At 65.4% G+C, this 15,346-nt stretch carries 12 protein-coding genes and 1 pseudogene; 2 read left to right on the forward strand and 11 right to left on the reverse strand.

What is annotated here, in order from left to right; translation table 11 throughout:
• Positions 1-59 precede the first annotated feature (59 nt).
• The 6 genes and pseudogenes from PSRA_RS03760 to PSRA_RS03785 all read right to left on the reverse strand — a co-directional run bounded on the left by PSRA_RS03760 (position 60) and on the right by PSRA_RS03785 (position 7,749).
• Positions 60-1,253: an App1 family protein gene (locus tag PSRA_RS03760; RefSeq protein ID WP_420820541.1), complete on the reverse strand. Its 1,194-nt coding sequence runs from the start codon at positions 1,251-1,253 to the stop codon at positions 60-62.
• A gap of 377 nt (positions 1,254-1,630) precedes the next feature.
• The gene (locus PSRA_RS03765; protein WP_094660566.1) at positions 1,631-2,089 is read right to left on the reverse strand and encodes a glycine cleavage system protein H; all 459 of its coding nucleotides are present in this window, start codon (positions 2,087-2,089) and stop codon (positions 1,631-1,633) included.
• A 107-nt stretch (positions 2,090-2,196) separates the two neighbouring features.
• On the reverse strand, positions 2,197-4,815 hold the full coding sequence (locus PSRA_RS03770; RefSeq protein ID WP_094660567.1) for a L,D-transpeptidase: 2,619 nt from the start codon (positions 4,813-4,815) through the stop codon (positions 2,197-2,199).
• The gene (gene nudC, locus PSRA_RS03775) at positions 4,815-5,849 is read right to left on the reverse strand and encodes an NAD(+) diphosphatase (protein ID WP_094660613.1); all 1,035 of its coding nucleotides are present in this window, start codon (positions 5,847-5,849) and stop codon (positions 4,815-4,817) included. The genes PSRA_RS03770 and nudC overlap by 1 nt, the downstream gene beginning before the upstream one ends.
• 234 nt (positions 5,850-6,083) lie before the next feature.
• Positions 6,084-6,938 (reverse strand): annotated as a pseudogene (locus tag PSRA_RS03780) (alpha/beta fold hydrolase); the annotation flags it as partial.
• A 187-nt stretch (positions 6,939-7,125) separates the two neighbouring features.
• Positions 7,126-7,749, reverse strand: coding sequence for a DUF4916 domain-containing protein (locus PSRA_RS03785; protein WP_094660568.1), 624 nt, complete (start codon positions 7,747-7,749; stop codon positions 7,126-7,128).
• 250 nt (positions 7,750-7,999) lie between these two features.
• On the opposite strand from PSRA_RS03785, the gene trxA reads away from it, so the two are divergent.
• Both trxA and PSRA_RS03795 read left to right on the forward strand, forming a co-directional pair.
• Complete coding sequence (trxA, locus tag PSRA_RS03790) at positions 8,000-8,365, forward strand: thioredoxin (RefSeq protein WP_094660569.1); 366 nt, start codon at positions 8,000-8,002, stop codon at positions 8,363-8,365.
• 400 nt (positions 8,366-8,765) lie between these two features.
• Positions 8,766-9,839 (forward strand): aggregation-promoting factor C-terminal-like domain-containing protein, encoded by a 1,074-nt coding sequence (locus PSRA_RS03795; RefSeq protein WP_169712471.1) that lies wholly within the window; start codon positions 8,766-8,768, stop codon positions 9,837-9,839.
• 324 nt (positions 9,840-10,163) lie between these two features.
• On the opposite strand, the gene PSRA_RS03800 is transcribed toward PSRA_RS03795, so the two are convergent.
• From PSRA_RS03800 to PSRA_RS03820, 5 genes are all read right to left on the reverse strand, one after another.
• Positions 10,164-10,589, reverse strand: coding sequence for a hypothetical protein (locus PSRA_RS03800; protein WP_143516318.1), 426 nt, complete (start codon positions 10,587-10,589; stop codon positions 10,164-10,166).
• Between the two features lie 345 nt (positions 10,590-10,934).
• Positions 10,935-11,714, reverse strand: a complete 780-nt coding sequence (gene pstB / locus PSRA_RS03805) for a phosphate ABC transporter ATP-binding protein PstB (RefSeq protein WP_094660571.1) — start codon at positions 11,712-11,714, stop codon at positions 10,935-10,937.
• Positions 11,715-11,821: 107 nt separating this feature from the next.
• Positions 11,822-12,856 carry a phosphate ABC transporter permease PstA gene (gene pstA / locus PSRA_RS03810; protein ID WP_094660572.1) on the reverse strand — a complete coding sequence of 345 codons (1,035 nt, stop codon included), beginning with the start codon at positions 12,854-12,856 and terminating at the stop codon, positions 11,822-11,824.
• Positions 12,856-13,764, reverse strand: coding sequence for a phosphate ABC transporter permease subunit PstC (gene pstC / locus PSRA_RS03815; RefSeq protein ID WP_245834882.1), 909 nt, complete (start codon positions 13,762-13,764; stop codon positions 12,856-12,858). The genes pstA and pstC overlap by 1 nt, the downstream gene beginning before the upstream one ends.
• Positions 13,765-14,181: 417 nt before the next feature.
• The gene (locus PSRA_RS03820) at positions 14,182-15,315 is read right to left on the reverse strand and encodes a phosphate ABC transporter substrate-binding protein PstS (protein WP_094660574.1); all 1,134 of its coding nucleotides are present in this window, start codon (positions 15,313-15,315) and stop codon (positions 14,182-14,184) included.
• Positions 15,316-15,346 lie beyond the last annotated feature (31 nt).

Raw genomic sequence — 15,346 nt, forward strand, 5'->3', positions numbered from 1 at the left:
GTCTCCTTCGCCCCGTGCTTCTTCCGATATTCCACCCGAACGGCGGGACACACGCCGCGCTAAGCCGCGGCGCTTCCCGCAGCGCCGTCCCTGGCTCTCTCCTTGGCGCTTTCCTTAGCGAGGCGTTCGATATACGGAAGCATCGTGGACATGAGATTGGAACCGGTCGGTCCGTAGAACACGGGCACGTCGATGTCGGGCACCCGCCGGGGCACCGTGACCCGCGACGTGACCTGCCGGATGCCGATCGCCGCCACGCGTCCCGGATACCGCTGCGCGATCTGCGCGTAGGTGGTGGGGTCGGACTGGCCGTCGTCGCCCAGAAGGATGAAGCGCATATTCGGAAAATCGCTCATGAGCTGCTCGGCGAACTCGAGTTTGTGCTGCACGCCGCTGGGGATGAAGGTTTTCGGGCGCGGGTCGAAGTCGCGCAGAAGCAGCGGGCCCTGCGGGTATCCGTTCGCGCGGATCAGGTGGCGGATGCTGCTTTCGACGTTCCACGGCGAGGTGGACAGGTAGAAGAACGGGGCGTCGGGCAGCGTGCGGCGGATGCGCTGGTAGAACGCGGGCATGCCCTCGACGGCGCGGCGGCGGTTGGGGTCGCGGAACAGCATGTTGAAGATGGCGCTCCACAGGCGCGGCACGTCGGTGACCATGATCGTGTCATCCACGTCGGAGATGATGCCGAGCGGGGTTTCGGACGGGATGATGACGAGCTGCGTGTGCACGGGGCGGCGGTTCGCCACCGAGTACTCCACGTCGTGCACGCCCGGCTCGAGGCGGCGCTCGATCAGAAGGTCGAGATAGCCCTGGGAGTCGGAGAAAATGCTCTGGCCGCTGCGTTCGCGCGATTCGTCACGCGGGTCGAAAACCTGCGTGGAGCCGACCTGCATGGTGAGCACCGGCACGTTGTCGATGCTGACGGTGACGCGCACGCGACCGGCGGGCACCATGAAGGCCTGTCGGATGCCCGGACGCGCGGGGCGGGAATCCTGGCCCTGCGGGGCGTAGGTGGTGCGGCAGATCAGGCGCGAGAAGTCGGTGGTGCCGTAGCCGATATACGGTTCGACGCGCGGAATCCAGTTCATGCGGCGCGCCTCGCGGGCGGAGATGCGCGTCCACATGCCGAAGCCGCTGGTGACGGCGCGGCGCACCGCGCGCACGACAGGCGGCTTGTTCTCGGGGCGCTCCTCGCGGCTGACGTTATCGACGGCGGTTTCCGCGCGGCTGGCGATAATCGGCCCGTCGGGCAGCTCGTGCACGATGTCGGCGGCGTCGCGGCGCCTGGCGCGCTGGCGGCGACGCGCCCGGCGCGACCCGGTGAAGCGCCGCAGTCCTCTGCCGCTGCGCGTGTCGGTGGCGGAAGAGCTACGGCCGGTGGAATCGTGCGCCGCGGCGCCATCGTCTGCCGCACCATCGGTGCCTGCCGCGCCATCGTCCGGTGTCACGATGGCGTCATCGTCGTCATTTTGCGCCCATGCCGGTTCCTCGGGCACACCGAAATGCTTGCTGCGCCGTGCCATGTGCTCCTCTTTCCTGCCGCTATGCCGCGCCCGTCGCCGCGCTTCCATCCCAATGCCTATGCGACGTGTCTGCACACAAGCCTACGCGTAACCCTACACTCGCGCGGTCAGGCGAGGGTGGAGAGGTAGTCGGCGTAGGCGGCGGCGTCCATCAGGCCGGGCGCCTCGTCGAGGCCGGCGCCATCCGCGCCATCCGCGCCGTCTGCGCGCAGCGTGAGAATCCAGCCGGCGTCATAGGCGTCGGAGTTGATGATGGTCGGGTCATCGTACACCGCACCGTTCGTCTCCTCCACCGTGCCGCCGACCGGGCTGACGAAGGGCGAGATGGATTTGCCGGATTCGATGTCGAAGGATTCTGCACCGGCCTCGAGCGTGTCGCCGGGCGACGGCATGTCGATGAACACGAGTTTGCCGAGTTGGTCGGCGGCGTAGGCGGTGATGCCGACGGTCGCGGTGCCGTCGGGGTTGGTGCGCACCCACGCGTGGTCGCGCGAGTAGCGGCGGTCATCCGGGAAGGAGTTCCCGGGGAAAGTGGTATCGGTGGCTGCGTTCGTGTTTTCAGTCATGCTCCCAGAGTACCGAAAAAACACAAGGGCGCGCACGGATTTCGCTCCGCGCGCGCCTGTCGAATCCGGCCGGAGTTCGGTCGGCTTCCTGCCGGTATCGCTCCCGGTTACTGCCCTTCCGATGCGCTCGGGCTGGAGCTCGAGCTGGGGCTGGCGGAGGAGCTCTCGCCGGAGCTCGGGCTGGCGCCAGAGCTCGGGCTTTCGCTTGACGACGGGTTCGAGGAGTCGGTCTGTTGCGAATCCGTCGAATTCGCGTCGGCGTTGTCCTTGTCCTTGTCTTTGTCTTTGTCTTTGTCGGACTCGTCCGGGCGCGTCGGCGCCGTCGGCGTACCGCCGGTCACCTTGACGTACACGTCGTTCTGCACGTTGTCATACAGCCACTTGGCGTCGTCCACGCTCATGTAGACGCATCCGTGCGACGACGGCTGACCCTGCTTGATGGCGTCGCTCGCCCAATCCGCGCCGATGATGGCCACGTCGCCGTTGAAGAAGGTCTCCCACTGCGGCGTGCCGTTCGTCTCCTCGCCCACGATGGCGCCGGACTGCTGGTGGTCCCACACGAAGAAGCTGCCTGTCGCGGTGGTCTGGCCGATGACGCCGGAGGAGATATTCATCTGCTTGAGCTGCGTCGAACCGTTCGAGACGGTGAGCGTCTGGGCGCCCAGGTCGATCGACACCCACATGTCTCCGTTCGCCTTGGTGAAGTCGCGCTTCTGCTCCTGCGTGGTGAAATCGCTGATGGCGGCGGGCACCGTGAGGTCGCCGCCCTTGCCGGCATCGAGCAGGTCCACGATCTTGCCTCCCACGGAGCTCGTGTCGCCGACGGTCACGCCTTTCTTGCCGCTCTGGAGCACGCCGAGGCGCGTGCCGTCGGCGGATTCCACCACGATTTCGTCGCTGGCCGTGCGATTGAGCTTGTCGGCGAGCGAGTTCGTGGCGAAATCGGTGATCGCGGTCGAATCGTAATCGATCGTGATCGTGCCTTTGTCGAGGTCGGAGGTGAGTTTCATCCACGATGCGACGGTGCTCGAGGGAATCGTGTAGCTCGTGTCGCCGTCGGTTTTCAGCACGATGGGGTTGGTCAGGCGCGCGTTCGCGTCATTGCAGGCATCGGTGGCGGTTTTCGTGGTGATGCTCGCCTTGCCGTCCACGATGCTCGAGGTGGCCGTCTGCACGGTGCCGGGCTTGGTCAGCGCGGCATTGACGGCGTTCGTGACGGGGTCGAGGCTTACGGTGCGGCCATCGTGGCTTTCCGTGGTGACGAAGCGCGAAAGGTCCTTGTTATAGGTGACGGTCGCGTTCTCCATGCGCTGGTCCTCGTCCACCATGGCATCGGAGAGATAGGCCACCATCGTGCTGTCATCGATGGTGGCGTTCAGCGAGACGCTCTGGTGCGAGAACGGACTGATGCGCGTGAAGAAGCCTGCGAAGGAGTTGCTGGGCTTCGCGTTGAGAAGGTCGGTGACGGTCTGGTCCACGTTGACGTCCACGCCGAGGTCGCTGAGCGTGGCGACGGTGGTGGCGTCGCCGGCGGTGACGGAGACGGAGGTCTGGCCCGCGATGGTTTCGACGCGCTGGCGCGCCTCGGATGCGGTCATGCCGCCCATGTCGGAGCTGCCGAGCGTTACGCCAGGGGCCACGCGGTCGCTGTAATGGAAGTGCAGGAACAGCACGGTGCCGAGGAAAACAACGGCCACGATGGCCAGGATCAGGCCTACAAGACGCGCCGTGCTCATATGGGCGGCCGTGGAGCCGGAACCGGAGTCGGAGGATTCGCCGTCATGCGCGTCGTCGCCGGACATCATGGCATCGAGGTCGTCGGCATGGCCGCCGTCGACCGGCTGATGCGCGTCGGTGTCGGCGAGGTCGGACAGGCCGTCGGCGACGGCGGACTCGGGCGCTGTTTCGAAAGCAGTTTCGAAAGCCGGCTCAGAGGCCGGGTTGAAAGCCTGGGTTTCGTAGGCCGGCGTTTCGGCCGGGCCGCCCTCAAAGGACAGCGGATCGAAGGCCTGTGTGGCGAAGGCATCGGGGGTGTCGGAAACCACGGGGCCCGCAGGAGCCACAGGGGCACCGACCGTCGGCGACACGCCGGAGGCGACCGGCGTGTCAGGCGCAGGAGGCTCGGGCGCCGGCTGTGCGGCGGCGAACGAAGCCCCGTCATCGAAAGCAAACGGGTCGAAGGCGGCCGTCGCCTCGGTGTCCTCGCCGCGCACGACGGGGGCCGTGCGATGCTCCGGGATAAGCGGAGGCGCCGGTGCGGACGTCGGCGTCACGGGCACCGTGCCGGGCGTGACAGTGGCGGGCGACGAGGCCGATTCGCCCGGCGCAGGAGGCTCCGGGGGCAGGGCGTCGTCCCAGGCCGGCGACGGAACGGCCGGTGCGGCCGCCGTATCGGTTGTCGACGGAACAGCGAAATCGAATCCGGAGGGGCTGAAGGTGCCTGCGTCCGTCGCCCGTGCGTTTGTCGTCTGTGCGTCCGTCACCGCCGGGTTCGCCGCCCCGTCGAACGCGGCATCGTGGGAACCGGCCCTATAGGAACCGGCGGCATCGAAGGACACGCCGGAGACATCAGGCGTGTCGGGAACAAGCGGCGGAACCGGTGGAACCGGCGCATCGGAAACGGACGGCACCGGCGGCATCGCGGGAACCGACGGCGGAACCTGTGCCGAGTCGGCGGAACCGGCCTCGAACCGACCGGTGTACTCGTTGTTCTCGTCGTCGCTCATCACAGCTCCTTGCCGTACCACTGGGAAATCATGTATCGCGCGATCGCCGCCTTGCCCGGCAGCGTCACCTCGTCATTGGCCAATGCACGCGTCAGGTCGTCGCGGCTCATCCAGCGCGCATCCGACACCTCGATATCGTCGATATGCACGTCGTCCGTCGTGGCCTGCGCCACGAAGCCCGCCATCAGCGACGCGGGGAACGGCCACACCTGCGAACCGAGATAGCGCAGCTCGCCCACCTCGATGCCGGTTTCCTCGAGGCATTCGCGGCGCACCGCGTGCTCGAGGCTTTCGCCGGCCTCCACGAAGCCCGCACACACCGAGTACAGGGTACCGGGGAAAGTGGCATTGTGCTGCAGGAGGATGCGGTCGTGCGCGTCCACGATCATGGTGATGACGGCCGGCTCGATGCGCGGGAACAGCATACGGTTGCGGTCGGCTTCGTTCGTGCACCGCTGAGCCCAGCCGGCGTCCACGGTTTCCACGGGGCTCGCGCAGCACGGGCAGAAGCGCTGCGAGGCATGCCACGAGGCGAGGCTGATGGCGCGGGTGGCCAGGCCGGCGTCAAGAGCCGTTGTGTTCGGGGCGAAGTCGCGCAGGTCGCACCAGTCGAAGCGACTGCTTGCGCGTTCGGCGAACAGGAGGTCGGCGGCCGAGGAACCGGTATCCGCCGTCTCGCCGAAATCGTTGTCGGCGCTCACCTGCGCGGCGTCCGGAACCGTGTCCATCACGCGGGACACGTCGACGGCCACGTAGTTCTTCGTGCGGCCGGCCACGGTATGCGTTCCCATGAACATCGCGAGCGCGCCGGAGGCATCGGCCACGGCGTCGCGCACGTATTCGGCGGGCAGCAGGGCCAGGCGCGGGTGGAGGCGGGCGCCGCGCGGCACGGCCACGAGGCCGTGGGAGACGAGGAAGACGCTGGTATCGGGGTCATGCATGATGTCGTCCATGAACCCGGGCTTGCCGCGGTCATAGGTGCGGTCGTCGAGCACGTCCTGCGCCAGCGGCAGGTAGCGCAGCGGCTGCATCATCGCGATCGGCGAGATGATGCGCAGGCCTTCGGTGAGTCCGAGCGCGGGTGACGATGCGGCGGCCTTCGCGGCGGCGGAATCGTCCGCGCCATCGTCGGAAGCGCCATCGTCAGGGCCCGCCGCCTTCGCGGCGCCATCGTCGAACGGCGCGGCGGCCTCCCGCACATCCGCGCCCTGCGGATGCAGGCGCAGCTGCTCGTCGCAGACGCGGCGGTAGGTGGTCAGCAGCGCGGCCGCGACCTCGCGCGGCTTTTCGAAGGAGCTGAAATGCCCGGAGTCCTCGATCACCGTGAAGTCCACATGCGTGTTTTCCATCGGTGCGACGAGCGCGCGCATGGCGTCGGGGTTGCTGGAGGGGTCGCGGTCGCCGGAGATGAGGCCGGCGGGCACGCGCAGGGCGGGCAGCTGGTCGGATTCGTCGCGGCGGCCGGCGGCCATGAGCTCGCGCCAGGCCACGCCCGCGGGGGTCTGCTCGTTGATCCAGCGGGTGAAGGTGGAGATGAAAAGATCGGATTTCTTGAAGTCGGAGTCGCCGTCATGCGGCTGCGCGAAATGCATGACGGGGCCGACGGTGTGGCCCTCGATGCATTCGCGGGCGATGCGGATGCGGTCGGCGCGCGCGGCGGGGCCATCGTTCGCGGCTTTCGAATCCACGATGACGAGACCGGCGACGGCGTCCGGATGGAGGCGGTGGATGGCGAGCGCCAGGTAGGCGCCCATGGAGATGCCGACAAACATGGCGCGTTCATGGCCGTTGGCGCGCAGCACCTGGTCCACGATGGCCTCGGCCATGCGGTCCATGGCTTCGCCGTAGGCGCCGTCGGCATCCACAGCGCCGGTGTCTTCGGGCGACGGGACGGGGCTCTCCCCCGCTCCGGGCATGTCGGGCGCGTAGACCGGGAAGGGTTCGAAGCCCTGCCCGTCGGCCTGTTCGACCAGCGAGCGCGCGCAATTGTCCCAGACACGATGGTCGATCGGAAACGCATGGAGCAGGACGACCGGAACACCCGTGCCATCCCTGTACGAAGTCGTTGCGATACGCATCCTCCGTCTCCTCCTTACTGCGAGACATGTGACGGCGCGGCGCATGGCCGGCCTATCCGGTTTCCCACTCTACCCAGATGCATGGAGAGTGCCGCCACACGGCCGAAGGAACGGCGCGTGCGGCGGCACTGGAATATGACGGCGCAGCGGGCTGACGGCGCGCAGCGGGTGATGGCACGCTCAGTCACGGCGCGCTCAATGACGCGCGCTCAATGACGGCGCCATCGTGACGTCAGACGACGCCCGCCCACATAAGGCCGGCGCGGATGATGCGGCCGCAGCCGTTGGGAACCTGCTCGCAGAAATCGGGCCCCATGGCCACCTGCGGGTCGCTCCACTCGATGTCGAGGGTCTCGTCCTGCGGCGTGCAGTCGCCCGCCATCGGCACCACATAGCACAGCGCGATGGCATGCTGGCGCGAGTCGTAGTATTCCGAGGCGCCGGGCGTCGGGAAGAACTCCGCCACCATGAACGGCGTCACGCTCGTCGGGATAAGGGGCAAGGCGAGGTCGCCCAGGTCATGCGCCACGCTGCGGCGGATCGCGTCGCGGATGGTCTCGTGGAAACGCACGCGACCGGCCACCACGGTGCGGGCGATCGAGCCGTCGTCCGACACGGCGAGAAGCGTACCCACCTGCGCCACCCTGCCGTCCTGATCGGTGTGCACCGGCACCACGACCACATATGGCATGGGAATCTCGCCGCGCACGCGGGAGAGTTCGGAATCGTTCAGCCAGCCCGGCGGATTGCCCGAGCCATTCACCACGTCGTCGGGGGTGATGTGGTCGAACTCGCCGCGTTTGCGGTTGGCGTCGAAATCATCGTCCTCCGGGACCTCGTCATTAAGAACTGCCATGCCACCATTATCCGTATTTTCATGTATCGAGTCCACAGCGCCGCGTCCCTGCGCAGGATATTCACGGCTGCGGTGGGCGGGAGCGAGGCGGATGACGGGCGGAGCCGCTCCTTTCTCCTTTCCCTTTCCCTTTCCCTTTCCCCTTGCCGTCGCGCTGTGAGCGTAATCGACCGAGGCATGGACTTTTCGGGTCCGTTCTGGAATAGTTGAGGAAACGAATGGCGAATGCCAACGAATGCAAGGAGCAACAATGGCCACCCATGAGATCACCGCGCAGAACCTTGACGAGGTCGTCACGTCCAACGACATCGTCCTCCTCGACTTCTGGGCCACCTGGTGCCCGCCGTGCCGTGCCTTCGGACCTGTTTTCGAAGAGGCCTCCGAAAAGCACCCGGAGGCCTACTTCGGCAAGGTGGACGTCGACCAGCAGCAGGAAATCGCCGCACAGGCGCAGATCAGCGCCGTGCCGACGCTGATCGTATTCAAGAAGCAGCGCATCGTGTACAGCGGCGCCGGCGCGCTCGACTCCGCGCAGCTCGAGGACCTCATCTCCCAGGCCGTCGCCCTCGAGATCTCCGATGACGACGCCGATTCCACAGACGGCACCGAGGCGTAACGGCACCGAGGTGTGACGACGACGGGTCGGCGACACCCGCCCGATAACGACGGGTCGATGCCGCCAGACCGGCACCAGGGCGTGCGGTTTTCACCGCACGCCTTTTCCATGCGCCGGCGATGGCCATCCATCCCCCGACGCAAGCTTCGGGCCCTCGCAACGACGGCGCCATCGTGCGCCTTTCCGCGCGGAGCCATCGTGTTTCCTGCAGCCGCCGAAGCGCGGCGCCCTCAGGAATCGTCACCGAAATTTTGCAGAAACTCCGAGGCGGATTTTGCCAAAGTCCGCCATCGTTTCTAAAATTCCGCACAGAAAGAACCGCAGACTCAAGACTATAGGGATAGACGCGGCAGTCACACCTGGCGGACAGCACCGTCCGCCGAGGACAGGAGATTCGTACATGTCAACAAGCCATAGGCTTCCCAAACAGCCGTTGTACCGCAGGCTCAGCGCCAGGCAGTGGAAGATCGCGGGCGTGTCAGCGCTGACGGTCGCCACGATTCTCGCCATGGGCGCGTCGGCCGGCCCTGCGCAGCTTCACACGGTGCAGCTCGCCAGCGCGACCGTGAACGCATACTCGGTGAATGACATCACCGGCGCTGCGTCCCGTGACAATGTGCGCGAGGCGATCGCCCGCCACGAGAACGGCGCGACGGACGCCACGGTGTTCGCAACCGTCGTCATCGACGGGCAGACCAAGATCGTGACCTCCGACACGGCGTTCACCGACGTGAAATCCGTGCTCGAGGCGGGCAACATCACGCTCGGCAAGGGCGACACCGTCTCCCCGAGCCTCGATTCCGCCGTGGACGAAACCACCACGATCACGATCACCAGCGCGAACTCCGACGTGGTGACCGAGGATTCCGACATCGACTTCAACACCGTGACCAAGGAGGACGCCTCGCTGCCGGCCGGCACGACGAAGGTGGAATCCGAGGGCGCCAAGGGCGTGATGGAAACCGTGAGCCTCGTACAGAAGTCCGGCGACACGGTGACGTCGAAGAATACGCTGAGCTCGTATGTGAAGACGGCGCCGCAGGACCGCGTGGTTCTCGTCGGCACCGGTTCCACCAGCTCGTCCACCTCCGGCAGCTCGTCCTCGACGACGGGCACGTCCGGTTCGACGGGTTCGTCAAGCACCAGCAGCTCGCTCGGCGTCACGACCCCGGCCAGCGACATGCAGACATGGGCGCACGATTACCTGCTCTCCTCCGGTTACACCGAGGACGACTTCACCGCGCTCGTGTTCATCATCTCGCACGAATCCGGCTGGCGCGTGGACGCGACCAATGCCTCCTCCGGCGCGTACGGCCTGCCGCAGGCGCTGCCCGGCAGCAAGATGGCCTCCGCCGGCGCGGACTGGGCCACGAACTACCAGACGCAGATCAAGTGGTTCGTCGGCTACTGCAACCAGCGCTACGGTGGCATCACCAACGCATACCAGTACTGGCAGGTGCACCACAGCTACTGATTCCGCGGGCGCGCGCTGGGTGCCTGGACGCCTGGATGCGCTGGCGCGGGTTAGCGCTGGGCGCTGACAATACGATTCCTCCGCTGAGAGGGAATCGGCCTTCCGCCGATTCCCTCTTTTCGTACCGCTGGCGGGGTCGCGCCCTGGCCTTCGCGAAGCGACTGCGCAAAAATGTCGTTGAGTGCGAGCAAACGCTCACACTCAACGACCCCGACTCCTCAAAACCCACCCCTTACCGGGGTCAACCCCCTTCAGTGTGAGCGAACGCTCACACTCAACGGCCCCGACTCCTCAAAACCCACCCCTTACCGGGGTCAACCCCCTTCAGTGTGAGCGAACACTCACACCGAACGGCCCCGGCGCGTGAGGAGGATTGCCGTCGGATGAGATGGCGGCTTCATGGCGAAGAAACCTCACCACCAGCCGCCACAAAAGAAGCCGAAACCCACCACACGGGAAAAATCGTGACTCATGGCGAAATATCCTCACCACCAACGGCCATTCGCCGAAGAAGACCACCACCAACACCCAAAAACACCCCTCATGGCGAAACATCCTCACCACGAACACCCAACCGTCGAAGAAAACCACCACCAACACCCAAAAACACCCCTCATGGCGAAGAAACCTCACCACCAAGCGCCACCGACGGCCGTAGAACAACCCAACCAAGGGAGAACCACCGTCGTGGTGAATAATCCTCGCCACGAAGCAACCCGTCACCTTCTCGCCAAGGAATCCGATCGCCACCCGCACCTCCCCATCCACATCCCCCCATCCGCACCTCCCCCGCCAACCCCGCACACACAAAAAGAGGGGCCTCGCCATATGGCAAGGCCCCTCTTGATTCATCGGGTCAGACGGATGACGGTCCCGAGACGCCCGATCACCCGCCGTCTGCGTGGAAGCCGGTCATCCCCGAACCGGCAACCAGCTACGACCCCACGAACCGCATACGATGCGAGCGGCCGAACACCAGGGTGTACAACGCCCGCGCGCCCGCGCCACGCGCCAACGCCCGCGCGCCCGCGCCGCGCGCCAACGCCCACGCGCCCCAGAACAACGCGCCCGCATCGACACCATGCGGTATCGGTATCAGCCAAAGCGGCCGGAGATGTAGTTCTCGGTCTCTTCGTTCTTCGGATGCTGGAAGATGGTGTTGGTCTCGTCGAGCTCGACCAAATGGCCGGGCTTGCCGATGCCCTGGATGTTGAAGAAGCCGGTGTAGTCCGAGCAACGAGCGGCCTGCTGCATGTTGTGGGTCACGATCACAATCGTGTAGTCATGCTTGAGCTCGTTGATCAGATCCTCCACGGCGAGCGTCGAAATCGGGTCGAGGGCGGAGCAGGGCTCGTCCATGAGGAGCACCTGCGGATGCACGGCCACGGCGCGGGCGATGCACAGACGCTGCTGCTGGCCGCCGGACAGGCCGATGCCCGGGTTGTCGAGACGGTCCTTGACCTCCTCCCAGAGGTTGGCGCCGCGCAGGGCCCATTCCACCAGGTCGTCCGCGTCGGACTTGGAGATCTTCTTGTTGTTGAGGGTCACGCCCGCGAGAACGTTCTCGCGGATGGACATCGTCGGGAACGGATTGGCGCGCTGAAACACCATGCCGACGTTGCGGCGCACCTCGACGGGGTCCGTGTCCTTGGCGTAGAGGTTCTTGCCCTCGAGCAACACCTCGCCGGTGCAATACGCGCCGGGGGTGATCTCATGCATGCGGTTGAGCGTGCGCAGGACCGTGGACTTGCCGCAGCCGGACGGGCCGATGAAAGCCGTAACCTTGTTGGCGGGAATCACCATGTTGATGTCCTCCACGGCGTGGAACTTGCCGTAGTAGACATTCAGGTGCTTGACATCGATTCGCTGTCCCATGTCTTTTCCTTGTTAGTTCTTTCTGTTATGCCTTGGATGCTTCTATGCCTTGGATGCTTCTATGCCTTGGATGCTTCCGGAAGCGTCCGGAGCCGCGGCGTGGGTCGTCACTTGTCGCTGGTATCCACCGCGAAAAGCTTGGCGACGAGGCGGCCGATGACGTTGAGGATGAACACGATGATGATGAGGACCAGGGATGCGGCCCACGCGCGCTCCATACGGATGCCGGTCACGCAGTTGACGGCATTGACGGGGCAGGTGGCGGAGCCCTGCTGGTACTCATTGTAGATGTACACCGGAAGCGACATCATGCGTCCGCCGAAGGGGTTCATGTTCGTGCTGGCGATGGTGCCGGCCGCGATCAGCAGCGGGGCGGTTTCGCCGATGACTCGCGCGATGGCGAGGAGAACGCCGGAGATGATGCCCGACAGGGCAGTGCGCAGCACGATCTTGGTGATCGTGCGGGACTTCGTGACGCCCAGGGCGTACGAGGCCTCGCGCAGATCCTGCGGGACGATCTTGAGCATCTCCTCGCTGCTTCGCACGACGGTCGGGATCATGAGCACCGAGAGGGCCACGGCGCCGACGAGGCCGTTATAGGTTCCCTTGCCCATGATGATCGTGAACAGCGAGAACGAGAACAGGCCGGCGACGATGGACGGAACGCCGCTCATGATGTCGACGAAGAACGAGATGGCGTGGTAGAGGCGGCCCTTCGAGGAGTACTCCACGAGGTAGATGGCCGTGAAGATGCCGATCGGCACCGAGATGACCATCGCGAGAAGCGTCATCTCGAGCGTACCGATCATGGCGTGCAGGATGCCGCCGTACTCGTCGGTGGTGCCGGGTGCCGGCGAACCGCCGACGATGCCCTTCATGTTATGCGACAGGAAGTAGCCGTCCAGACGCATCACACCGTTCGAGATAACCGTCCACAGGACGGAGATCAGCGGGATGAGCGCCACGACGAAGGCGAGCACGATGAGCACGCGCATGAACATGTCCTTGCGCTTGCGTCTGTTGAGGTAGGAACGCTTCGGGGCGAGCTTCTCGAAATCCGGCACGGGACCGCGCGAGGCGTCGGAGCCCTTGGACGGGCCGGAGACCTGGGATGCGGTTGCGGAAGTCGTGTTCTGTGCCATTACTTCACCTCCTTGTCGGTGATCTTGCGGGCGACGTAGTTCACGATGAACGTGATGACGAACAGCACGAGGCCGGAAGCGATGAGCACGGAGACGCCGAGTGAATCGGATTCCGCAAACTGCGCGGCGATGTTGGCTGCAATCGTCTGCTGGCGGCTGGCGAGCAGCAGGTGCCAGGAGAACGTACGGCCCGGCGAGAGAATCATGAGCACGGCCATCGTCTCGCCGAGGGCGCGGCCGAGGCCGAGCATCGAGGCGGACACGACGCCGGAGCGGCCGAAGGGCAGCACGGCGAGCTTGATCGCCTCCCACTTGGTGGCGCCGAGCGCGAGCGCGGCCTCCTTCTGGAGCCTCGGAGCGCGCATGAACACGTCGCGGCTCATGGAGGTGATGATCGGCAGGATCATGACCGCGAGCACGAGCGAGACGGTGGCGATGGTTCGCGGAGGATTCGCGATGTTGCCGTTGTCATCGCCTCCGAACAGCGGAATCCAGCCCAGATACCTGTTGACCCAGGACCAGAAGCCGTACATATGCGGCACGAGCACGAGACCTCCCCACAGGCCGTAGACGACGGAGGGGATGGCCGCGAGAAGGTCGATGACGTAGTTCAGGACCGTGGCGAGCTTCTTCGGCGCGTACTGGGAGATGAACAGCGAGATGCCGATCGCGACGAAGAACGCGAGCACGAGGGCCAGCGCTGCGACGAGAACGGTGCCGAAGATCAGCGGCGCGACGTACTGCCAGAAGTTATGTGCCTGGCCACCTGTAAACGATTCGATTGTTGCAGTGACCTTGCTGGAATCGCCCGTGAAAACCGGGGATGCCTCAACAAGGAGGAAGACTGCGACGGCAGCGAGCACTGCGAGGATCAGCACGCCGGCGAACGTTGCGACGCCCTTGAACACCTTGTCTCCGGTGTGAGAGTGGCGTCGCGGCGCAGGCGACTGCGAAGCAGCTTTCGCGGTATTGCTTGACACCGCTTTCTCCTTCTTTATGGATCGATGTGGACTTTTCAGTTGTAGACGTTCTGCGAACCACGCCCGTGGAACGGGGCCGGAGCAACCGGCCCCGGACACCGCAAAAGCCGCCGCCTGGATCCGGCGGCGGCTTGCGGTCTCCACGATGGTCACATGCTCGGGCCGATTGCATGGGCCGGATGGGTCGGATGCGCCGGATGCGCTCCGCTCTCGGCCTAGTGCAAGGGCCATGCAAACGGAGCGATCGCCTGCGGCTCAGGCGCGCACTAGCCATGTGGGTTCGTCAGGTTATTCAGTTATTCAGTGTCGAAACCTATTCAGTGTCGAAACCGATGTGCGGTGCGATCAGTTGGTCTGGATGGAGTCGATGGACTTCATGACCTTCTCGCGCAGCGCGTCGGACATCGGGGCGGAGCCGGCGTTCTCGGCAGCCGTCTTCTGGCCGTCCTCGCTGACCACATAGGTCAGCCACTGCTTGACGAAGGTGGCGTCTTCGGCCTTGTCATAGGCCGGGCAGGCCACGTCGTAGCTCACAAGGACCACCGGGTAGGCACCGGCCTCGGTGGTGGCGTGGTCGATCTTGATGACGACGCGGTTGTCGCCCGTGGCGCTGTCATCCTCCGGGGAGGCGTCGACCACCTTGGCGGCGGCTTCGGCCGAGTACGGCACGTACTCGTCGCCGACCTTGACCGCGACGGTGCCGAGGTCACCGGCCTGCGAGGCGTCGGCGTAGCCGATGGTGCCCTCGGCGGCCTTCACGGTCTGGATGACGCCGGAGGTGCCCTGGGCGCCCTGGCCGGCGGCGGCGGGCCAGTTCTCGCCCGGATCGTAGGTCCAGGAATCGGGAGCGGCCTGGCTCAGGTAGTTCTGGAAGTTCTTGGTGGTGCCGGACTTATCGGAACGGTACACCGGCGTGATGGCGAGGTCCGGCAGGTCGATGTCGGGGTTCTCGGCCTTGATGGCGTCATCGTTCCAGTTGGTGATTTCGCCGTTGAAGATCTTGGCGATCGTGTCGGCGCTCAGCTGCACGTGCTTGTCGGAGCCGTTGAGGCCCTCGCTGTCGAGGTTGTACACGATGGCGATCGGGGAGATGTAGACCGGGATGTCGAAGGCGGTGGTGCCGTTCGCGCAGCGGCTGGAGGACTGGCTGACCTGATCGTTCGTCAAAGAGGCGTCGGAACCGGCCCACAGAACGTTCTTCTGAAGGAAACTCGTCACACCGGCGCCGGAACCGGACGGATCATAGGAGATCTGCGCATCCGGGTACGTGCCCTGGAAACCGGCGATCCATGCGTCGACTGCGGACTTCTGGCTGGAAGCGCCGGCGCCCGCGAACTCGCCGTTGATCTCAACGGCCGAGGAGGAGGAATTCGAGTTGCTCGCGGACGAATCGGTGTTGTCGCCACAGGCGGCGACGGAAGCAAGAAGCGCGACGCTGGATGCAACCGCAGCGGCACGCATAAGGATATTCTTTCGCATGTTTGTGCTCTTCTGTTTCAACTTATCTTCA

This window comes from Pseudoscardovia radai (assembly GCF_002259605.1).
GTDB classification, from domain to species: Bacteria; Actinomycetota; Actinomycetes; order Actinomycetales; family Bifidobacteriaceae; genus Pseudoscardovia; species Pseudoscardovia radai.

Excerpts from the sequence above, each read along its gene's own strand:
- trxA (WP_094660569.1), top strand. The coding sequence starts at position 8,000 with ATGGCCACCCATGAGATCACCGCGCAGAACCTTGACGAGGTCGTCACG.
- PSRA_RS03770 (WP_094660567.1), bottom strand. The coding sequence starts at position 4,815 with ATGAGCGACGACGAGAACAACGAGTACACCGGTCGGTTCGAGGCCGGT.
- PSRA_RS03820 (WP_094660574.1), bottom strand. The coding sequence starts at position 15,315 with ATGCGAAAGAATATCCTTATGCGTGCCGCTGCGGTTGCATCCAGCGTC.
- nudC (WP_094660613.1), bottom strand. The coding sequence starts at position 5,849 with ATGATGCAGCCGCTGCGCTACCTGCCGCTGGCGCAGGACGTGCTCGAC.
- pstB (WP_094660571.1), bottom strand. The coding sequence starts at position 11,714 with ATGGGACAGCGAATCGATGTCAAGCACCTGAATGTCTACTACGGCAAG.
- pstA (WP_094660572.1), bottom strand. The coding sequence starts at position 12,856 with ATGGCACAGAACACGACTTCCGCAACCGCATCCCAGGTCTCCGGCCCG.
- PSRA_RS03785 (WP_094660568.1), bottom strand. The coding sequence starts at position 7,749 with ATGGCAGTTCTTAATGACGAGGTCCCGGAGGACGATGATTTCGACGCC.
- PSRA_RS03795 (WP_169712471.1), top strand. The coding sequence starts at position 8,766 with ATGTCAACAAGCCATAGGCTTCCCAAACAGCCGTTGTACCGCAGGCTC.
- PSRA_RS03765 (WP_094660566.1), bottom strand. The coding sequence starts at position 2,089 with ATGACTGAAAACACGAACGCAGCCACCGATACCACTTTCCCCGGGAAC.